Source organism: Anaerobiospirillum sp. NML120511 (assembly GCF_023050955.1).
GTDB lineage: Bacteria > Pseudomonadota > Gammaproteobacteria > Enterobacterales > Succinivibrionaceae > Anaerobiospirillum.
In genome coordinates this window covers 57,677-79,013 of sequence record NZ_JALKIK010000019.1, presented here as the reverse complement: position 1 = coordinate 79,013, position 21,337 = coordinate 57,677, and the positions used below count along the sequence as shown (strand labels likewise).

Annotated in this window: 13 protein-coding genes; 5 read left to right on the top strand and 8 right to left on the bottom strand. The window is 50.3% G+C overall.

The genetic code is table 11. The features are described 5' to 3' along the window. Nucleotides 1–190: 190 nt before the first annotated feature. The 6 genes from fliS to MXE39_RS06930 all read right to left on the bottom strand — a co-directional run bounded on the left by fliS (nt 191) and on the right by MXE39_RS06930 (nt 7,890). Nucleotides 191–670, bottom strand: a complete 480-nt coding sequence (gene fliS, locus MXE39_RS06955; RefSeq protein WP_246978137.1) for a flagellar export chaperone FliS — start codon at nt 668–670, stop codon at nt 191–193. A gap of 464 nt (nt 671–1,134) precedes the next feature. Continuing rightward, nucleotides 1,135–1,746, bottom strand: a complete 612-nt coding sequence (locus MXE39_RS06950; protein ID WP_246978136.1) for a flagellar protein FlaG — start codon at nt 1,744–1,746, stop codon at nt 1,135–1,137. A gap of 1,371 nt (nt 1,747–3,117) precedes the next feature. After that, nucleotides 3,118–4,371, bottom strand: coding sequence for a flagellar hook-associated protein FlgL (gene flgL / locus MXE39_RS06945; protein ID WP_246978135.1), 1,254 nt, complete (start codon nt 4,369–4,371; stop codon nt 3,118–3,120). Between the two features lie 13 nt (nt 4,372–4,384). After that, nucleotides 4,385–6,454, bottom strand: coding sequence for a flagellar hook-associated protein FlgK (flgK, locus tag MXE39_RS06940; protein ID WP_246978134.1), 2,070 nt, complete (start codon nt 6,452–6,454; stop codon nt 4,385–4,387). Between the two features lie 66 nt (nt 6,455–6,520). After that, nucleotides 6,521–7,606 (bottom strand): glucosaminidase domain-containing protein, encoded by a 1,086-nt coding sequence (locus MXE39_RS06935; RefSeq protein WP_247073893.1) that lies wholly within the window; start codon nt 7,604–7,606, stop codon nt 6,521–6,523. Between the two features lie 86 nt (nt 7,607–7,692). Continuing rightward, the gene (locus MXE39_RS06930; RefSeq protein WP_246978132.1) at nt 7,693–7,890 is read right to left on the bottom strand and encodes a hypothetical protein; all 198 of its coding nucleotides are present in this window, start codon (nt 7,888–7,890) and stop codon (nt 7,693–7,695) included. A gap of 2,088 nt (nt 7,891–9,978) precedes the next feature. Between MXE39_RS06930 and MXE39_RS06925 the strand changes: the two genes are divergently transcribed. The 5 genes from MXE39_RS06925 to MXE39_RS06905 all read left to right on the top strand — a co-directional run bounded on the left by MXE39_RS06925 (nt 9,979) and on the right by MXE39_RS06905 (nt 18,091). Next, nucleotides 9,979–11,535 carry a sigma-54 dependent transcriptional regulator gene (locus MXE39_RS06925; RefSeq protein WP_246978131.1) on the top strand — a complete coding sequence of 519 codons (1,557 nt, stop codon included), beginning with the start codon at nt 9,979–9,981 and terminating at the stop codon, nt 11,533–11,535. A 786-nt stretch (nt 11,536–12,321) separates the two neighbouring features. Then, on the top strand, nt 12,322–13,353 hold the full coding sequence (gene pseB / locus MXE39_RS06920) for a UDP-N-acetylglucosamine 4,6-dehydratase (inverting) (protein WP_246978130.1): 1,032 nt from the start codon (nt 12,322–12,324) through the stop codon (nt 13,351–13,353). An 827-nt stretch (nt 13,354–14,180) separates the two neighbouring features. Beyond that, nucleotides 14,181–15,335, top strand: a complete 1,155-nt coding sequence (gene pseC, locus MXE39_RS06915; RefSeq protein ID WP_246978129.1) for a UDP-4-amino-4,6-dideoxy-N-acetyl-beta-L-altrosamine transaminase — start codon at nt 14,181–14,183, stop codon at nt 15,333–15,335. Nucleotides 15,336–15,585: 250 nt separating this feature from the next. Next, complete coding sequence (gene pseF, locus MXE39_RS06910; protein ID WP_246978128.1) at nt 15,586–16,320, top strand: pseudaminic acid cytidylyltransferase; 735 nt, start codon at nt 15,586–15,588, stop codon at nt 16,318–16,320. Between the two features lie 502 nt (nt 16,321–16,822). After that, on the top strand, nt 16,823–18,091 hold the full coding sequence (locus MXE39_RS06905; protein ID WP_246978127.1) for a hypothetical protein: 1,269 nt from the start codon (nt 16,823–16,825) through the stop codon (nt 18,089–18,091). A gap of 256 nt (nt 18,092–18,347) precedes the next feature. On the opposite strand, the gene ung is transcribed toward MXE39_RS06905, so the two are convergent. After that, a complete protein-coding gene (gene ung / locus MXE39_RS06900) occupies nt 18,348–19,031 on the bottom strand; it encodes a uracil-DNA glycosylase (RefSeq protein WP_246978126.1) in 684 nt (227 codons plus the stop codon). Between the two features lie 500 nt (nt 19,032–19,531). Beyond that, a complete protein-coding gene (gene eda / locus MXE39_RS06895) occupies nt 19,532–20,503 on the bottom strand; it encodes a bifunctional 4-hydroxy-2-oxoglutarate aldolase/2-dehydro-3-deoxy-phosphogluconate aldolase (RefSeq protein WP_246978125.1) in 972 nt (323 codons plus the stop codon). Between the last annotated feature and the right edge of the window lie 834 nt (nt 20,504–21,337).

Genomic DNA, 21,337 nt, shown 5'->3' with positions numbered 1-21,337 from the left:
AAAGCCGGGCGAAATGCCCGGCTTTTTTTATATCTTAAAGTCAGAAGAGGCTAGCTGCTTATCACAAAATGCATAACTGCTTATGCAGTACGCCGCTTGTGAAATTCAAATCGCGTCATGTCAGGTTTTAGAACGCATTAACAAAAAAGGCTCCCTTGCGAGAGCCCATTTTCAAGCACTGAGTCTGTAATTATGACTCGTAAGCAAAGCCCTTACGGTTGCGCTCACGCTGAGCAGCATCGAACTCTTCGTGCTTCTTGGTGATGGCAATGTTCTGCTCATCCTGAATCTCTACTGGAATCTGATCCCATGCTTCCTTAATAGGAGTAATCAGCTTGATAACCTCATCAATTGGCTCAATAGAGTTGGTGGCATTAGCATCATTAAGACGAATCTTCATGTAGTCATAAAGACCGATGATACGGGCACCGAGCTCTTCATCGTAGCTTGGATCTACTGCACCCTGAAGACCGTTGATAATACCCATGGCCTTACTGATGAAGTCAGCCTTCTTGGCCAGATCTCCAGTCTCAATGTATCCCTTTGCCTGGCTCAGGCGCTCAATCAGACCTTCAAACAGCATCTGAGTAACACGGTAAGGGGTAGCAACGAGGAGTTCAGCTTCAAGCTTGGTACGATTGTAAGCCTTAAGGTTACGTCCGTAGGCCATGTAAATCTCCTTTAATATGAGGCAACGTATACTATGAGAACGCTTTATAAATCAGGTGCCGGCTCCTTTAGCCCGGTCCACTATATATTCTGCTGACAGACAGCAGCGGGCCCGGCAATCAGTCCTGAAAGCTGTATCTCATAGACTTGGAATTCTGTGTAATTTACTGCATGCCCCACACATAATATGGAGCTGATCAGATTTTTATCAGGACAATATAGCACAGTACTTTATAAGCAAGCACACAACCACGAATTTTTGTTGGCAGACCAACTATTTGACGGGAATTACCGTCAGGTACGTGATTATCATCTGTGCTGTGTATATAACGGCCCAAAAGCCAAAAGCTTAAACGTCGCGGGATAAATAAAGAGGCCTTATCACCAAAATGATAAGGCCTTCATTGTTGTTCACCCCCGGAAGAGAACTTCCGGAGAAATCCTGTTAAGGTAATTTTGCCTGTATCAGGCCATGGCATCGAACATTGCTCCACGCAGATTCTCATTCACATTGGCGGTCTCTACGCCCTTGGCCTTAATGGCAGGATCAACGACCATTTCATCATGAGCCAGTCTCTGCTCATACTCTCTGATGGCAGCTGCGATACGAAGGAATTCCTCAGACGGAATCTGACGAATAATCTCGTTGGATACGGAGTCAATTACATTGATAATGCGGGCATTCTCAAAGTCTTTGGCAGTATCAAAACGTAAGGCAAGCTTTCTCTGATTGAGAGCAGCGATTACTTCCTTGGCCTTTTCGTAAGACTCTTCGAGCTTACGCTCTTTTTCTGCCTCACGTGCGAGCTGACGCTCCTCACGCATGGCTGCAAGGTATGGATTCTCCTGAACAAGGGAAGCATCCTGAATGGAGGCATTTGAGGCAAATGAATCCTGCTGCCAGACATTCTTACGGCGAAGGTTGTAGGCAACAGTATGGTAAGCGCGATCCGAGGCAGAGACGCCTGACTCAACTGCAGATGAAGCTGATCTGAAGGCATTTAATAATGGGGAAGAACCCTTGCCCCTGATAACAACAGGATCTCTGACTGCTTTTACTACACTTGAAAAATCCATGGCTAGTCCTCTTTCCTACTGAGGGAACAGTACACTGATATCATTACAAGCAAAAGCCTGTGTGCTCAAGAATCAGTACCTGTCCTTCTTATCTTGCTAACGTCATTTGCTCTATGGCCTAACTGGTGCCATATGGCTAGTCGTTATATCTTCAGAAGGCTGTGACAAATCAGCGTACCAGGATGTAACAGGTGCCGCCATGAATTTTCCAGCCAGTCTGCTCAAGTTGGATGGAGTTAACTGAATTATGAGCTCGTCCTGAACTCCACGAACTTAGGGAAATGGAGAACAGGTGTTCAGAAAAGACCTGATGAATGGGGGTACAGCATACAGTTCACAACAGAGAATGAACTGAATGAGTGATCTCCCCAGTTTTGCGCCATGGAAAGTCGATATCAGAACTGGAACTTCGCAAGGACAGTCCAGCAGGCTCATTTCTCACCGCTGTCTTCAGTAAATCTGAAGGATAAAAAACCACTAAATGAGCGATCGAAAGGTCCACAACATTGCACAGGACACTTTTCTGATTACTACTACTTATAACGGTTTTTTAGCAGAATTATTGAAAAATATCTGCCTGAATATCTTTTTCTTACAACACAGATCACAAATTGTGATCTGCTGGCAGCTGTCAGACAAAGGCCCGTGAATCAGAAACATTTCACGAGGCCTATGCATACAGGCCTTCCACTACTGGTTCCAATTGTAGAACCATACACAGGACTAAATCAAACTTACTGATATGTCAGTAAGTGCTGACGCACAAAAATGCGCCAACGTTATTAAAATACACATCTATTTCACTGGATGTATGTGGCGAACAGTCAGTTGAAACAGATCAACAGCAACAAAGATGTCTCTTCAACGGCATATCTGCCGCGACTGCTTTTACCCGTAAAAATAAGGGCAAACCATCCCCTCGGGGGAGAAGGCTTAATACTGCACCTTAGATTCAAACTACACCACCAGGTGCAGTGAAGCACGCTAACCTTAATATCGGGTGTTCTTAAACCGTGTGATTTGTGCAATTGCACATTGCCACATTTGCTGGCCTTAAAGCTGATATATCAGCCCAAACAAGGCGCGCAGTGTCAGGAAGAAAATTGTGCCTTTGGGGGACAATTTATTGTCATGCTGTCGCATTTCCCTGCCACATATACATGTATAGGCAAGGACTGGACCAGGATCAGCAACACACCAGGAAAATTTGCACACCGGCTGAAATTTTTCTGCATTTTAGCCTATTCTCCCCATAATCAGCAGCTGCGCACCAAAAAATAAAGGCGAACCGAAGTTCGCCTTTACTTTAATTATGCTGAAATCTTTTTCAAATCGACAGCCTGACGCGGATGTTACCGGGTCACTGCACTCTTACATGAAGTCGAAGAGAGTTGCAGAGTGAACGATGTTGTAGGACTGCTGAGCAACCTGCAGAGCGTTCTGGGTAACGAGGAGGTCAGAAACAGCCTGGAAAGCATCAATTTCGCTTACGTTGGCATTGGCCTCAGTCTTGATGTCGTGTAAGGACTCATTGGACTTGATGATGTCATCAATGTTGGCACCACGGGCACCAACCAGACCACGGTAGGTATCTACCTGCTTCTTGGCGATGCTGATGTTCTCCTGCATCTTGACCAGCTGACGGGTTACCTCAGCCTTCTTGGTAGGATCCTGATCAAGAGGAGTATTCAGAGCAGCAATAACATCAGTCAGCTGATTAAGAATGTTGTCAGTCTTAGGGTCCTGAAGAGTTACATTGATGGTATCACCCTGAGCAGGAATCTGACCGCCTGGGATTTCAAACTCCATGCCCTGAACCTGGATCTTACCATCCTTAATTTCACCAGAGTCAATAACATTACCGGCCTGATCAGTAAGCTGGAACTTGTTATCAGCAAGTACCTCAATCTTTAAGGTGTTGTTACCATTTGCCTGTCCACCAGTACCGGAATCATAGTACTTGTCATACAGGGCATTGAACTGGTCATAATCACTGATAGATGCCTGGTAGCCAGGCTTAGGTTGACCATTATTAGTTGCTGTAAAAGCGAAGTCATTAGCGAGATTTACGTTCTCGAAAATGTTCAGACCACTGTCAGTTACCTGAACCTGTAAGGTAGGAGAAACGTTTACGTTCTTTGAAGAACCGTCAGCCTGGCAGATGTACTTGCCGTCAGAGGTAAGACGGAAAGTAGGGATAGCACTCTGAGCACCTGAGAAGATGTACTCGCCTTCGGCATTCTTGGTGTTCATGGTATTGAACAGCTGTGCCTGCATCTGCTTGATGTCTTCAGCCAGAGCTGCACGGGAACCATCATCGAGAGTGCCGTTAATGGCCTGAATCAGACGGGTCTGAATGCTGGACATGGTGTCATAGATCTGACCCAGAGCAGTTTCTTCCTGAGCCAGAGAGTCAGCAACAATCTTGGAGTTCAGACCGTACTGTTTGTAAGCAGCGATATCAGCCTGATACTTCATGCTGGCGGACATGCCACCAGGGTTTTCACCGGCAGTCTGGAACAGCTTACCAGTGTTGTAACGCTGAGAGGCCAGATCTACCTTGGAGTTTGCGGACTGTAAATAACCAAGATGGTTGTTATACTGCATTGCTGTTGAAACGCGCATGATAATCTCCTAATTAGATGGCGCTCATTAAGGCGTCAAAAATTGTCTGAGAGGCGTTAATAATTCTTGCACAGGCGCTGTAAGACTGCTGGAAGCGAATCAGGTTGGCAGCTTCCTCGTCGAGGTTTACACCTGCTGTTGAGGCGAACAGATTCTGGCTCTGTTCACACTTGGCCTTGGCAGCAGCCAGGTCAGTGGTAGCTGACATAACAGCAGAACCAATGTCTGCAGTCAGGTTAGCGTAGTCCTCAGTGAAAGAAACCTTGATGTTTTCGGCACCGTATACCAGATTTTCCTGCTTCAGTGCAGCCATGAGGTTACCGTTGGTGTTGTCATTCTCACCCTTGGTATTAATCTCAATATCAAAGCTGGCACCATTATCTACGGTACCGGTGAAGTTTACATCGTAATGAGGGAAGCCATCTGGTTTGCCAGGATTCCAAGTGGTATTGGCGAAAATATTCTTACCATTGCAATCTGCTGGTGCAGTACCGAGCTTGGTCATCTGACCGCCGTTTGCTGGCTTATGATAAACAACATATTCGAGCTGACCCTGGGCGTTCTTCTCCACCTGAATGAAGTTAGGAGCACCATCAGTAAATGCAGGCTTGCCTGTTGTTTGATCGATGTAAATACCAAATTCTTTATCTTGTGCTGAAGTACCGGTCTGAGTTACACCAACAAGGCTAGGGGTAGCATTGCCCTGATGGCCGTTGCCATTTACACGAATTGCAGAAGCAAATGCGAAGTCTTCTGGCTTGGTAATATTGCACTTGATATCAAATGCAGCATTAATGGTTGGCTGTGCAGTAAATCTGACATCAGCATTGGCCATATTTTGCTCGTTGGCGTTGAACTTAAGAGTAATGCCATGCCCATCAAGCTTAAGTACCAGATTACCTTGAGGATCCTGACTCTTCTGTACAGAAGCATCTGGAATAAGAGTTTCTTTACCGGAGGCATCAACAGTGTATACACGTGGCTCTTTCTGACCGGCACCATTATCCTCAAAGCGAACGAAGTAATCATCACTACGGATATCTGAACCTTCGCCTGGGTTGAAAGATACAGTCATGGCAAAGTTGCCATTTGTTGAGGTTCCCTTAACCTCAGGAATGGTCATCAGGTCCTTACCTGCTACATCACCGAGGGTAATACCGCCCTTGTTCTGGGTATTCATTGCATCGGCAAATGCCAGAGCATTCTGACCGAGCTCGCGCATGGCCTGACGCATCTCATCGGATGCAGCCAGCAGACCACCTAACTTGCCACCCCAGGCATCATGACCGAGGTCTACCTTGCTCTTGGATGGAGTCTCAAAAATCAGGCTGATTTCACGGCGGGTCTGGTCACCAGTCTTCTGGTTAACTGCCAGAGTACCGTAGGTATCACCATTAACAAGCAGCTGGCCATTGCCAAGGTACAGGCTCCAGGAACCATCACTCTCAGTAGTTACGTTTACGTCTACGAACTCGGAGAGCTGGTTGACCATCTGGTCACGCTTGTCCAGCAGCTGAAGACCTACATCGCTCTTGGTAACGCTCTGACCAAGATTGCGGATGCTACGGTTTACTTCGTACAGACCCTTAACGAGATCGTTGATGTTGGAAGCGGCATCATCAATCTTGTTGTTGATGTCGGTCAGCTCATTCTTGATGTTGTAGTTAAGAGTGTTGTAGCGGTCAGTTAAAGTCTGGAACTGAGACAGCAGCTCTTGACGGCCGGCCAGAGAGCTGGTGCTCTGAGCAGCCTTTTCCATGGAAGCGAACAGAGAATCAAGCTTGTGGGTGATGGAAGTATCCTTGCTGGATAAAAGCTTGTCTACAGTGCCCAGACCAGAGGAGTAGGCGTCGTAGAAACCGACGTTACCCTGGTCACGGAACATCTCACGCTGAACGTACTTGTCGTAAAGTCTGCGAGTTACAGTGCTGCCTACACCCCACTCAATGGCGCTGGTATAAACAACTGTTTCCTGGCGGGTATAGCCCTCAGTATTAACATTGGTGATGTTATTAGAGGTGGTGCCTAAAAGCTTCTGGTTGGTAAGAACACCAAACTTACCGGTCTGTAACAAATCGAGCATAACCTTACTTCCTACAACTTAGCGTCTGTTCACGCTGCTGAAATTTTCTCTTCGATAATCTCTATGCTATTTGTATGCCATAAATGCGATCTGGCGTGAAATGTTCTTCAGCTTGGCCGCATAATCAGGGTCGGTAGCATAACCGGCGTTCTGGATTTCATCGAAATAGGTGTCCGGATCGAAGCTCTTTCCAGCAGCCTTGGAGTAACGCTCATTGCCGGTAATCAGCGATACATAATCTTTCATGCTTTCGAGCACAGATGGATATGCTCTGAAGCGGGAATTTCTGGTAACCATGGCACCATTTTCAAACTCAGGAGAATCGAGATTCTCTGTCATACCGGTCCATGACTTGCCGGCCTTGATGCCGTAGTAGTTGTTACCCTTTGGAACATGTTTACCCCAGCCGGTTTCCAGTGCAGCCTGTGCTACCAGTACCAGTGGATTCATGCCCAGACCTTCAACAGCCTTGACTGCGTATGGCATCATCTTGTCCACAAAGTCCTCTGGGGAGTCGAATTTGCGCATCTCGCTTGCGTCAGGCAGTGAGGCATAAAGTTCGTTCAGGCTGCTGATGGTGGCTGCGCCTTTCTTGTTTACGGCGTCATCAAGCAGCTTGGATGGGCGCTGTCTCTGAAGCACGGCAACAATATTGTCGTTCTTAGACAGCTCAAAGAATTTAGGGGAACCGCCATTGAGCTCACCTGCCTTACCTGTAGATGCAGCAGCCTCTGGGTCATAAGGACGTCCCTCGAGCTCGGCCATCAAGGCCTTGCCTTCGTCACCCAGGGTGCGGGCAAACTGCTTGGTGATGAGATAGGAGATGGAGCTCTTGCTGATAGAGCCAATGCCGGTGCTGTTGCCCTGTACCATGGAGCCAACCTGCTGCTGAGCCAGCATGTCATCAAAGAAGCCTGAGTACTTACTCTTTAATGGAGAGTCTGGATTCAGGGCATCATTGGTTGAACGCATGCCGTCTACCCAGTACTGCATTAACAGGGACTCAAACTGCTGAGCAGCCATATACAGTGCCTGGGCCTTTTCCTTATTGGAGCCATTGCCCAGGGCTCGCAGCTTGTCCAGACCTCGGGTATCAGCCAGTAAGCCAAGATCGGACTTAGCCTTTTGCATATGTTGTGAAGTTAAATCCATAACAGCACCTACAAAACAGCGGTAGATCCAGCGCCACCCTGCTCATGCGGTCATCCCGACCAGCAAGCTGTATAGAGGGCAGCTCCCTAAACTTCAGTCAGATCCTTCTGACCAAGTTCAGTTAAACCTGTAAAAGCCTTGCTGGCTGCGGCAAAAACTGGAGAACCTGCAGCTCTGCAGTCGTGACGAATGCGCGCCAAATTAGTGACTGCACCAATGGCTTTTTTATGCCTTGGTGCAAGCCCCATGCCACGCACCTTAAACCGCATATACATCAGCTTCATAAGCACTTTTTCTTACTTCTGACACTCCCTTTCACCCCTCGTCGATCTCCTGCCATCCACCTCATTTTTCGCCTGGCCAGACCCGGCTGTTCCCGGCAATTGTCAGATCAAACTTGCCCAACAAACCAACACCAAAGTCAACCTGGCAATACCCGGCAACCAGGGTATTAACTCCATGATTTTTTCATTGACCAGTACCTTGATTAATCACGATTTGATCCTGGAGCGACCCGGCTCATGCAGCAAAACCAAAACAGTTACTCACACATACAGCTATGCACGAATGTATTTAGACGAGGCGTCTCTCATCACTTGAGCTTTTTGACCGTTGTCCCAGGTATGCGCAGCTCTCTGATATGTAGAAGAAACAATACGCTATCGATTAAGGAAAGATTGAAGTAGCAAGACAGTAGAGCAAATGTAAAGTGAAGCAGGTTAGTAGTACTGCTCTGACAGAGGTCACTATGACGAAAGGACATGGACACAAAGTGAGCTTCTACTGTGCATATGTAGTCGCTGATCTTTCTGCTCAGTGGTGTTGATGCACTGAAGTGATCAGGAACAGGGCTGGAATGGGGGTGTTAACGCATGGTAGTGAAGCGCTGTTTTGCGATTTGTAGAGTGTCTCTGGCTGGCTTTTTGTGGCAGAGGAGTGGGTGGTGTCAAGATATGTGGCCGGGGTGGCAATGCATGGTAAAAACTGTGTCAGATGGCATGTTTATTCCGTTTATGCCATGGTGGCAGGATGGTACTTTTGGTTAGCTGTATGCAGGGATTTATGCCACTTTTCGGGACTTTTTGCTTGCCGCAGGTTGCCGCTTCAAGGTAAGTCTTTTCTCGTTTTATGAGCTATATACAATCTGTTGATCCACAGAGGTGCATTATTCAGTGTGTTTGTAAACTGGCTTATTTGCACATAAATAAAGCGTTTTGTGATCTGTGTCGCATGTATTTTTGTTCAATCGTGGTGCCTGTTTGAGCAATGCTTAATATAACTATGAGGCCTTGCCAGCTTTGTTCCTAGATATACAATTTGCTGACACTGCAAGGTCACAAATGCGATAGTTACGGTGTAAATGACTTTATTTACGTGTCGAAAGCATGACTGCAACTAGATAAACACAGTGCCCGTTATGGTCTTTGCCAAACATTATATTTTTTGACAGTCCGTCAAAAAATTGCCTAATCTGGCTAAAAAAGGCGTATCATTAGCACTGGAAAAATACACAGCGCTTTTGGGCTGCATGCTGCATTGCAGCACCATGCAGGACCTTAACTGAGCCTTAATGATTTACAAGACCTTTAAGGAATTACCTGCACTTTACTGTGCCTGAAAATGCTGTTTCTGACGTACTGTCAGAATGTACTGACTCTTTCAGGTAATGCCCTGATGTTCAGACATATTCCATCAGATGCCAACTTGTCCTTGCCAGGAAGTGCACGCAGTTCCCAGTATTCATGCAGACCTCTGTTCAGGATGCATATGATTTTGATTACTTAAACTGCATGGGCTCACAGCCCGCCTGACATAAGGAGAAAGCCGGCCCGTGCCCACAGGCACGCAAGCGCCATGTCATCCTGACTGTACTGTCCTGCTCCGACCATGACATAAGGAGCCCCGCAAGGGGTACTGCTGTCACGTCTGCAGGCCCTGCCAGTTAATGTCCTGTCGCTTATCTGCCGCTTTTCATGCTCTGTATCCAATGCCCGCACCGGTCCTCCTAAGTTCGGCCAGGTGAATGAGGGCGAAACTCAACTGTTTTTAATAATCACTCCGATGGGTCTTTGCCAGGCACAGCCAGGTAGAACAAGGAGTGTATAGCTTTTTGAGTTTTGCAGGGCTCACTATGCCTGCATAAACACGTACCCAGCAGAGAAAGTCGGCATTCTGCCAGAACACTTTCTGAATCGGCACGATTCAGTCAGCATGTTCTTCGGTATATCAATGCGCTTACTAACACGCTGAATTTCAGCACTCTAATACTTGGCTTACAGGCCGGTTAACCCATGTCCCGCATTAGCTCACGGCAAATCGGGCATAACCACTCTCTCTTCACGGGTTAATCTGACCATTATTAAGGCGGGATTATGCAGTTTTCTGGAAACGTTCTGGTCATTGAGCACGATCAAGACAAACGCCAGGCCCTTGAAACCATCTTTACCTTCCTGGGTGCGGCTACACAGACAGGCGAGGTAGAGGATTGTCTTTCCTATCTTGACTCCTCTTCCGATCAGATTGATGCCTGTATCCTCGGAGACCTTGAGGGCAAGGACACTATTGCCAAGGTTCTTCCAAAGTACCCTCGTACTGCATTCATTATCTGCGACGACGAGTTCATTCCTTCCGGTAAGGAGGATGCCAACTACATTGGCCGTCTGTCCAAGGAACCTGCCTACGACGAGCTGGTACAGCTGCTCCACTACAGTCAGTCTTTCAAGACCATGAGCCGCCTGTCTGGCCGCTCTGACGGCAAGCGTGGCGCTCTTATCAAGCGTCTCGTAGGCCGTGGCGATGCCATCTGTCTGGTACGCCGTCTGATTGAGCAGGTAGCACCTACTGATGCCAACGTACTGATCCTTGGTGAGTCCGGTACTGGTAAGGAAGTGGTTGCCCGCGCCATTCACGATCTCTCCAACCGTTCCAAGAAGCCATTCGTACCTGTTAACTGCGGCGCCATTCCAGGCGAACTGCTCGAGTCCGAACTGTTCGGTCACGAAAAGGGTGCGTTTACCGGCGCTTTTGCCTCCCGTGAAGGCCGTTTTGAGCTTGCTGAGGGCGGTACCCTGTTCCTGGACGAAATTGGCGACATGCCATTCCAGATGCAGGTAAAACTGCTGCGTGTTCTTCAGGAGCGCAAGTTCACTCGCGTAGGTTCCAACAAGCTTATCAACGCCAATGTGCGTGTGATTGCTGCTACCCACCAGAATCTTGAGACCATGGTGGCCGAGAACCGTTTCCGTGAGGACCTATTCTACCGTCTCAACGTATTCCCAATCGAGACTCCTCCATTACGTGAGCGCTCTGACGACATCCCTATCCTGATTCAGGAACTGGTAAACCGTCATGGCAAGGATCAGCACACCACTATCCGCTTTACCCAGCGTGCCATGCTGACCCTGATGCAAAACGAGTGGAAGGGTAACGTACGTGAGCTTTCCAACCTTGTTGAGCGACTGCTTATTCTCCACCCTAACGAGGTAGTCGATACCTCTGATCTGCCAGCCAAATACCGTGGTGATGCTACTCCGGATGATCCGCTTGCAGAGCGCGAGGCACTGCTCGAAGCCTTCACCACTACTGAAGACTTTGAGACTGTGGACGAAAACTTCGATATGGACTTTGACGAGACTCTGGTATCAGGCGATCCTGATGCTTTTGGTAATAACCAGAGCCGTCAGAAGCGCGCCGAGCTGCCTGATCTGCCTGTTATCCGTGATGAGGACGACATGGCACAGGCCTTTATCCCACGTCTGAGCTCCGAAGGCGTCAACCTCAAGAATATGATTACTGAGATTGAGATCTCCATGATTAAGCAGGCTCTTGAGCAGACCAACAGCGTAGTTGCCAAGGCTGCTGAAACCCTGGGTCTGCGCCGTACCACTCTCATCGAAAAGATGAAGAAATACGGACTGACAGCTCAGTAACTCAAGCCTTTTTCAGCCCCACCTCTTCTGGCGGGGCTTTTCCATTATTTCCGCACTGTTACACACCATCAGTTTTCAGCCCGGCTTGCCATTACATGGCATGGCCATGGCGTGCCTTGCTATGCCGCTCCTGGCCTTGCCAGGCCTTGTCCTGCACAGCAGCTCGTGCAGCCAGCTATGCAGTAATGCGCGCAGGCACTCACTGTCATGTCATTTCATGACAGGTCAGCGATCTTACTGAGCTGCGCAGGGCATGATGTGCGCGAACGCGGGCAAGTACGACCGGTACGTGCATTTTGCCTATGGTCAGCAAAGAAACGGCCGGCAAAGTGTCAAGCAGGCCCAGTACGGCTGAAAAATGATTAAAGTGCTGCGATAATACGTCCGTGGCAGACCGTATAAGATCAGCCCTGAACTGCAGTACTTCATACAGCCAGACCAGGACCTGGACACACCTGGTCATTCCCAGTGCCACTTAGGCACTTATCAGGTCGTCAAGGACTGTAACCTGATTATTTCAGGACTGCTTCCTGACTGCTTCACAGCACTTGCCATTGCAGTTGCCATGGCTGGTGCCTGATAACAGGCCAGGGTAGCATGTTGCGTGTACCCAGTAGCTGAAATGACAGCACACCAGATTTTTTCTATTTTTGTCCCAGGGCTAAAGCAAGCTGCTGACCGTACGTTCTTTATGGACAGGCCGGCATGATTAAGCCTATTGATGCCAGATGACGGCTGCTCAGGGCTTCCCTGTGCCTGCAGGCATAACTTTCAGGTAGAAGAACGATGTTAGACATTGAATCCAAGATTACTGAGTTTCTCAGAGACAAGACCATTTTAGTTACCGGCGGTACCGGTTCTTTCGGCAAGAAGTTTATCAAGACTGTTCTCGACCGCTACCCTGTAAAGAAAGTGATCGTTTACTCACGTGATGAGCTCAAGCAGTTTGAAATGCAGCAGACCTTCAAGGATGAGTCCCGTCTGCGTTTCTTCATCGGTGATGTACGTGACAAGGAGCGTCTGTACCTTGCATTCAATGGCGTAGACATTGTTATTCACGCCGCTGCCATCAAGCAGGTTCCAGCTGCCGAATACAATCCAATGGAATGTATTAAGACCAACATCAACGGCGCTGAGAACATCATCGAAGCTGCTCTGTACACCCGTGTACAGCGCGTTATTGCCCTGTCTACTGACAAGGCTGCCAACCCTATCAATCTCTATGGCGCTACCAAGCTGTGCTCTGACAAGATTTTCGTAGCTGGCAACAACATGGTAGGCGACCGTGACCTGCGCTTTGCCGTAGTACGTTACGGTAACGTAGCCGGTTCCCGTGGCTCCGTAGTTCCTTTCTTCAGAAGCCTCATCGCCAATGGCGCTACTGAGCTGCCTATTACCGATGCTGAGATGACCCGTTTCTGGATTACCCTGGAGCAGGGTGTACAGTTCGTGCTGACCAACCTGGTTCGCATGCACGGTGGTGAAGTATTCGTTCCTAAGATCCCATCCATCCGTATTGTGGATCTGGCTACTGCCATGGCTCCAAATCTTCCTCAGAAGATCATTGGTATCCGTCCTGGTGAGAAGATTCACGAGGTTATGTGCCCACGTGATGACTACCAGCACACTGTTGAGTTCGACAACTTCTTCATCATCAAGCCATCTATTATTTTCTCCAACCTGAAGAAGAACGACTTTTCTGTCACCGCACTGGGTGAGCAGGGTAAGGAAGTTTCTCAGTACTTTGAGTACAACTCTCACAATAACCCACACTATCTGACTATTGATGAGCTGATTGAGCTCAACAAGCATGTCTGATTTTAGCTTTTAGCTACTAACGGGGTCAGCGCTGGTCGTTGACCCCTTTGTTTTTTTTGAGGCAGGTAAAAACCCGCATTTTCAGCGTCCGATGCCATCGCTCCAGGGCCCCAGGGCCTGTGGTTCAGGGGCAGGCAGACCAGCCATGGATGCTGCCCTGGTGGCCAGCATGTTCCAGGACAACATGAGCCTGGACGGCATGAACGCCTTGCCATATGCTGGTATCTGCCGTGTCAAAAGGCAGAGCTGCGGGGCTGTGGGGCAAATTACTTGTCATGCAGGCTCAAGTAGCCTGCCATCTGCCCGTTAATTAAACAGGACCACAGTGCGCCTGAAATGAGCATATGCCTGTTACTGCATATGACATATTCCTGCTGCGCAAGAGCCCTGAGGCTCGTGTCCTGACAGTATTGTTCCATGGCATACTGATGCGCCCAGGCATTCAGACGATCAGGGTCACTCATATGACCTACGGTCATTCAGACAGTACCAGGCATACTGATGCCATGGTCACTCAAATGCCCAGGTCACTCATATGCCCCACGGTCATTCAGGCAGTGACAGGCATACTGATGCCATGGTCATTCAAATGCCCAGGTCACTCATATGCCCCACGGTCATTCAGGCAGTGACAGGCATACTGATGCCATGGTCATTCAAATGCCCAGGTCACTCATATGCCCCACGGTCATTCAGACATTGCCTGGCACTCAGATGCTGCCGGGCATGCTGATGACAAAGGTGCATACTGAGCACAGGCAGGCCCTTTGAGCGCCTGCGGCACATCACAGGACATAAGGTCATATCTGTTTTTAAGGATGTAATGCATGATTCCATACAGCACCCAGTGTATTGATGAAGAGGATATCAGAGCCGTTGAGCAGGTGCTGCGCTCTGACTTTTTAACCTGCGGCCCACGTGTTGCCGAGTTTGAAGACTGCCTGTGCAGCTATACTGAGGCCAATTTTGCCATTGCCACCTCCAATGCTACTGCAGCTCTTCACCTGTGCATGATGGCCATGGATGTAGGTGCTGACGATGAAGTATGGGTAAGTGCCATCAGCTTTGTTGCCTCTGCCAACTGCGCCCGCTACTGCGGTGCCACAGTGCGCTTTATTGATGTCGATGCCCACACTGGCAATCTGGACGTCAACTGCCTTGAGTCCATGCTCATTGATGCCCGCAAGAACAACAAAAAGCTGCCAAAGGCTGTGGTTGCTGTGCATCTGTCCGGCCGTCCATGTGACATGGCTGCCCTGGGCAGACTGCGTGATGAATACGGCTTCTTCCTGGTTGAAGATGCTTCACATGCTCTTGGTGCCACCTACGAAGGCGTTCAGACAGGCAAGACCGTCTACTCTGACGTAGCTGTATTCTCCTTCCATCCGGTCAAGATCATCACCACAGCCGAAGGTGGTGCCTGCCTTACCGATAATGAAAAGCTGGCCTCCCGCATTCGCCTGCTGCACTCCCACGGCATTACTCATGACACCGCTCTGATGACCTGGCGTGACATGCCAGCCTGGTATTACGAGCAGATTGATCTGGGCTACAACTACCGTATGTCCGACCTGCAGGCTGCCTTGGGCATCTCCCAGATGAGCCGTCTTGACTCCTTTATTTCCCGCCGCCGACAGCTGGCCCGTGACTATGTGGATATTCTCGATCAGAGCATCATCAGGCTTCCTGCAGCTGACAAGGAAGGCTTTGAGAGCTCCTGGCATCTGTACCAGATCCAGGTGGAGCACCGTGACCATATCTACAACACCTTAAGACAGAAGGGTGTAGGTGCTCAGATTCACTATATCCCTATCTACCGTCACCCTTACTATCAGAAGCAGCCTTACAACCAGCATCTTGAGGGTGCCGAATTCTTCTACAGTCACACTCTGACCATTCCGCTTCATCCAAAGATCAACCGCGTTGATCAGTCCATGGTGGCATCCATCATTGCCTCAGCCCTGGACAAGATTTCCGTCTGACCTTAAAAGTCAGCACCCCCGTCTGTCAGCAGCAGCCCTGTATGTCCGCGCCATCCCCTGCGGCACAGACAGAGCCATGTAACGCCGTGGCAGGGCCATGGCGGTACCAGGCTCAGGCGATACCTGCCAGGCTCAGGCGGCTCCAGACTCTGGCGGTACAGGCTCCTGGCCTGTTTACGATTAACTGTTTTGTCAAAGGAGGAGGCCTGCCTTTATGACAATGGGTCATTACCGGCAGGCCTTAAACATTATGAGTCTTTCCAATCTCTGTGTGATTCCCGCCCGTGGCGGCTCCAAGCGCATTCCTCACAAGAACATCAAGGATTTCGGTGGTCGTCCCCTGATTGCCTACTCCATTGAAAATGCTCTCAAGTCAGGAATTTTTACTGACGTCATCGTTTCTACTGATGACCAGGAGATTGCTGATATTGCAAAGCAGTGCGGCGCTGAAGTTCCTTTTATGCGCGATGCTGTACTGTCAAATGACTTTACCGGCACCGGCCCTGTTGCTGCTGATGCAGTCAGGAGGCTTAAGGAAATGGGGCGCGAATACGACGCCGTATGTACCCTTTATGCTACTGCTCCGCTGCTGACCGACACTCATCTTAAAAAGGCCTATGAGCTTTTTGTCAGCCAGAATGCTGACTACATGTTCTCAGGCTGTGAGATGCCTTTCCCATTCCAGCGCAGCTTCTACTTAAAGCAGGATCAGACTCCGGTACCGGTAATGCCTGAGTGTATTCCTATGCGCTCTCAGGATCTGCCAAAGGCCTATCAGGATGCAGGTCAGTTCTACTTCAAGTCCATGCGCTACACCATATGGGAAGGCATGAGCGACAAGGAGCGTGCCTCCTCTCCAAAGCCGGACTTCATCGAAAAAATGTACCTCATGCCACGCTACCGTGTCATCGACATCGATACCCCGGAAGACTGGGAATACGCCCTGGTGCTGGCAAACGCCATCCAGACCCTCAAGATGGACTGATACTTTACAAAACAGTTCCATAACCAGGCACATCTGGCCCACCAGGCAATCAGGGAGCGCAGCCCATATCTGCGCCCCAGGTTTGCCCGCAATGACATGCAAGGCCTTGCCTGGCAAAGCCACGCTACGCAAGGCTGTGCACGGCCAGGCCTGGCGCAGTGCTGCACATATGCTGCAGCACTGCTATTTTGATCCTGGCGCCCCCTGGCCGATCCTGGCATTACCCAGGCTCAGGCATGTGTCCTGTATTTTTTGGCACAATCTTGATTTGCTGTAAGTATTCTGGGCATACCTGGCCGCACAGCGCAGGTATCTGGCAGCGCCCGCGCACAGCACCAGCCATCTCGCAGTCACAGGTGCTTACCGTGCGTGCTGCAGGCACGGCTGCGCACTGAATGCTGAATGCTGCATCGCCCTGCTGCAGCTGGCAGGCGCCAGCCTGAGCTTTAGAGTTCCTCATTTACCTGCCTGCCCTGCCTTAACTCATCACCAAGGACTTTTTATGAACAGACAGTCTCTGCCCCACATAGGCGTTATCGTACGAGCCAACAGAGGCATTGGTACCGGACATCTGATGAGAGTCAAATGCGTTCTGCCACGCCTTGCAGAGCATGCTTTTCTGGAGCTGTTTGTTTATGCCTTTGATGAGGCTCTGCGCCCTATGTGCTCAGAGTACGATGCTGTCCATGTCTTTGATACCAGAGATGATGTCCTCGAGCACCTCAGGGCACTGGCCCATGATGACAGCGCCCGCACCGCCGCCAGTACGGCGGCAGCGGATGAAGCAGCGGCAGCTGGTACTGCAGCTGCAGTCGGCACAGCTGCGGCTGATGCTGAGGGCCAGCGGCTTCCTGATGTGTTAATCATTGATGACTATGCAATTGATGAGGCCTTTGAGTCTGAGCTTTATGACCATACCCGCATCTTTGTCATTGATGATCTCTGTGACCGCCGTCATCGCTGTCACATGCTGCTCGATCAGACCCTGATTACCCGTGAAGAAGGCTATGCAAAGCTGTGCAATGAGGACTGTCAGCTGTTGCTGGGCTCACGCTACTCCTTTACTGCCGATCATTTCTATCCTCAGAACTACCCTCTTGATTACCGCAGCACCTGTACCTGTGGTGCCCACCACTTTCCTCTCAGTGGCAGGGCTCTGTGGGGCAAGAGCAAGGAGCAGCTGATCTCCATGCCCGCCTCCTGTCTGTGTCAGGACGGACAGACTCAGGGCCTGCCACGCGTCTTTGTCAGCTTTGGCGGAGCTGACCCTGTAAGTGCCTGTCTTAATGTCTGCCGCAGCGTTATAGCTGAGGGCCTGCACCGCTCCTACAGCTTTACTGTACTCGCAGGCGCTGCCAATAAGGATTACCAGCAGCTGCTGGCTCTGGCTGCGGCTCTTCCACCTGACGAGAAGCGCAATCTGCTTATAATCCATCACTGCAATGATGTGGCTGACCTGCTCTTTCGTCATGACCTGGCACTGGGTGCTTATGGCGGCATGTTCCGTGAGCGCATTGCTGCTGCCCTGCCTACAGCCGGAGTGGAGATTGCTGACAATCAGGAAGGCGCCGCCTTTATCGTTAGCAAATTTGAGCTTGGTGTCAGCCTGACCATGGAGCAGCTCAAAGATGGCAAGGCCATCAGAGCCGCCCTTGATGACCTCATGGAAAACTCCTCCACCTACAGCCGCAACTGTCTCAAGGTCTACGACGGCGAAGGGCTCAACCGCATTGCCGCAGCCCTGCTCTCCCTGCTGCCCTGCTGCGCATAGCGCCGCCGTGCTGCGCAGGCCCTGCCCAGGGCCATTGCCATGGCCCATGGCCAGGGCCTCGCTACAGACGCTCCACAAAACAAAGGCCCGCATCGCCCTGAAATTCTCCAGGGTTAAGATGCGGGCCTTTGTATTTGCTGTGGGTGCGACGGCGCACCTTCCCTCATTCAATGCTGCAGTCAGCATGCTGAATGCTTAAGCATAATGCTGAGGGCTGAATGCTGCAGGCAGTATACAGACTAATGCAGCTGGCCTCTTATGGCCAGACAGCCTCCACAGGCAGCTGCCAGTTAACAGGCTGTTTGCCCCACTGCATCAGATATTCATTGGCCTTTGAGAAGTGACGGCAGCCAAAGAAGCCATTGTAGGCAGACAGCGGACTTGGGTGCACAGCCTCCAGAACCAGATTACGGCTGCGGTCTACTACCTTGCACTTGTTACGTGCCTTGGAGCCCCAGAGCATGTAAACAATATGCTCGCTGTTAGCGTTGATCTGCTCGATTACCTTTGAGGTAAATTCCTCCCAGCCACGCTTTTCATGAGACTGAGGACGCCCCTGCTCTACAGTGAGGATGTTGTTGAGCAGCAATACGCCCTGACTTGCCCATGAGCTCAGACAGCCATGAGGCGGTGCCACAAATCCCGGGATATCAGTGGTCAGCTCCTTGTACATGTTGGCAAGTGACGGAGGCACTTTGACTCCCGGCTTTACTGAAAAGGAAAGTCCGTGAGCCTGACCAGGTCCATGATAAGGATCCTGACCGATGATAACCACCTTGAGATCACTGAAGCTGGTCAGACGGAAAGCCGTGAAGATTTCATTACGTGGCGGATAGCAGACATGGCCTGCAGCAACATCAGCATCATAGGCCGCCATGGCATTTTTAAAATAATCACTCTCCTTGAGCGGCCCCAGCAGTTCATGCCATGTAAGCTCCATTGACCTTTCCTCCTAAAACCCCTGACAAAACAGCCCTTCAATTTTCCGGCCTTACACCGGCCTGTTCAAAACTATATCACAGCCACCAGGCACTTACTCCCCCAGCGCCGCCCCAGCTGCACACCATTAACTGCATACCAGTAACTGCCCTCCAGCGCCTGCCTCCCAATGACAGCATCCCCTGCCACCTTTGCATGCTCTGCAGACCTGGTATGCATGGCGCTGCGGTCGCAGCAGCGGCTGCTGGTTAAGGCTGCGTTACACGGCTGCCGGATGCTGCCGGCGGATGCGACTGCCGGATGCGGCAGGGCGTGATCCTGCCAGGACTGTCCAAAAATGCAAAAGCCCTCTGCATTACAGAAGTTCTGCAATAGACAGAGGGCTTTTGTTATACCCGCCAGAGACAGCCGCCCTGGCGCGTAAGCGCCAGGCGGTTGAGAGCTGCTTATGACGCACACTCATGGCCATACAGGCTGAGGTATTGATGGCTTTGACTGATGTTAAGCCTTTGGACGCTGACGGACGTGGAAAGCAAAGCCGCCGATCTCTTCTTTCATGTAGGCAGTGATGAGGTTGCCTGCCTTGTCGTAGAACATCTTCTCTTCGTCAAACTCTACGCCCTTGCGCTTTAACATGGCCATGGCACGTGGCAGGTCACGGGTATCCACACAGATGTGGCCGTTGGTACCGACAAATGGAATCTTCATGACCTCAACCAGATTGCCGCTGAAGTAGGCAATTGGGGTCTCACGCTTGTCGCTCTCAAAGAGCTCGGCAATACGGTCAGTTACATTGCTGGCATTTTCCTGAGTGCCGGCATTGATACCTACGTGACCTACGGTGAAGTCATAAACCTTGTTGACTATCTCTTCACAGACACGGGTTACACCTTCCCAGTCCTTTGCCTTTACCATCTCAGGTGGTGGAACGAAGCTGCCGCCTACGGCTGCTACATTAGGCAGGTCGAGGTACTCGTGCATGTTGCTGATATCAACACCACCAGTAGGCACAAACTTGATACCGGCAAATGGACCTGCCAGAGCCTTGAGAGTCTTAACACCGCCATAGGCAGCAGCAGGGAAGAACTTGACTACCTTGAGGCCGTGATTCATGGCCTGCTCAATGTCAGATGGAACTACAGTACCTGGGCATACAGGCATGTTGTTCTTAACGCACCAGTCGACAACTTCCTCGTTGTAGCCTGGGGTGATGACGAACCTGCCACCGTTTTCCTTAGTCTGACGGGCCTGTTCAACAGTGTGTACAGTGCCGGCACCAACAATAATCTCAGGAACTTCCTGGGCCATACGTTTGATGGATTCGGCACCAGCTTCGGTACGGAAAGTTACCTCAGCGACAGGAATACCACCCTTAACCAGAGCACGGGCTAAAGGAACGGCATCAGCCGGATCATCAAGAGTTACAAGAGGGACAATACCAAGCTCGGCAATGCGCTCAAAAATGTCTGACATAAGAAATCCTCTGAAAACTAAATCCTGCCAGCCCTCAGGTGTCTGCTTCACTTATGGTAAAGCTATATGGCAGGCTGGTGCTAAATCTCTGGAACTACTGCCTGTGAGGCCGGTACCTTACTGGTCATAAGCATGCCGACAGCGGCACAGCTGTGACAACATCCTTATGCCATAAATGACACGCCCTGCAATGCAGTGCCGCTCTCCGCTTCTCCAGGCAGAGCAGCTCACGGCTGCGCTATGCGGCGCAATAATGCAGAGCAAGGCAGCACAATACAGCCAAATACAGCGCAACTTAATGACACAACATGCCATGGTCACCCTGTGCCTGCTCATACAAAGACAGTATCCTGGCAGCAATGCTGCCTGCGCTCCGGGCAGTTGCAGTCCTGTAAATGGACTGATCTGCTGCAAATGTGTGTCTGTGCCTATGGTGCACTGATGCGGCAGCTGGATTATGTTAGCACAGCAACAAAGCCTTACCGCAATCAATGTTACCGGTAACGTTTTGCCTATTTTAAGCAAAAACGCCCCTCATGACACCCCGGCACCGAAAATTTGTGATGCCCGCATCAAATTGAGCATTAACACAGCCCATGCCCACCAGGCAGCCCATCTCCCCTGCTAGAGCAGCCCCGGACAAAAGGCCAGCTCCCTGTCCTCACTGCAGACTAAAGTCAGGCACCATCCCAGCACATCAGAGTGCCAATTGCGTGCATAAGTACTGGCCGTGCACTCAGCCTCAGGCGCTTTAAGCTATCTCTGGGCAGCCCCAGGCAGCGGCGCATATGGCTGATAGCGCTGGCCTTTACAGACCATGCCAGACATCCCGGC

Excerpts from the sequence above, each read along its gene's own strand:
- MXE39_RS06925 (WP_246978131.1), top strand. The coding sequence starts at position 9,979 with ATGCAGTTTTCTGGAAACGTTCTGGTCATTGAGCACGATCAAGACAAA.
- eda (WP_246978125.1), bottom strand. The coding sequence starts at position 20,503 with ATGTCAGACATTTTTGAGCGCATTGCCGAGCTTGGTATTGTCCCTCTT.
- MXE39_RS06930 (WP_246978132.1), bottom strand. The coding sequence starts at position 7,890 with ATGAAGCTGATGTATATGCGGTTTAAGGTGCGTGGCATGGGGCTTGCA.
- flgK (WP_246978134.1), bottom strand. The coding sequence starts at position 6,454 with ATGCTCGATTTGTTACAGACCGGTAAGTTTGGTGTTCTTACCAACCAG.
- MXE39_RS06950 (WP_246978136.1), bottom strand. The coding sequence starts at position 1,746 with ATGGATTTTTCAAGTGTAGTAAAAGCAGTCAGAGATCCTGTTGTTATC.
- pseC (WP_246978129.1), top strand. The coding sequence starts at position 14,181 with ATGATTCCATACAGCACCCAGTGTATTGATGAAGAGGATATCAGAGCC.
- pseB (WP_246978130.1), top strand. The coding sequence starts at position 12,322 with ATGTTAGACATTGAATCCAAGATTACTGAGTTTCTCAGAGACAAGACC.
- flgL (WP_246978135.1), bottom strand. The coding sequence starts at position 4,371 with ATGCGCGTTTCAACAGCAATGCAGTATAACAACCATCTTGGTTATTTA.
- MXE39_RS06905 (WP_246978127.1), top strand. The coding sequence starts at position 16,823 with ATGAACAGACAGTCTCTGCCCCACATAGGCGTTATCGTACGAGCCAAC.
- fliS (WP_246978137.1), bottom strand. The coding sequence starts at position 670 with ATGGCCTACGGACGTAACCTTAAGGCTTACAATCGTACCAAGCTTGAA.
- MXE39_RS06935 (WP_247073893.1), bottom strand. The coding sequence starts at position 7,606 with ATGGATTTAACTTCACAACATATGCAAAAGGCTAAGTCCGATCTTGGC.
- pseF (WP_246978128.1), top strand. The coding sequence starts at position 15,586 with ATGAGTCTTTCCAATCTCTGTGTGATTCCCGCCCGTGGCGGCTCCAAG.
- ung (WP_246978126.1), bottom strand. The coding sequence starts at position 19,031 with ATGGAGCTTACATGGCATGAACTGCTGGGGCCGCTCAAGGAGAGTGAT.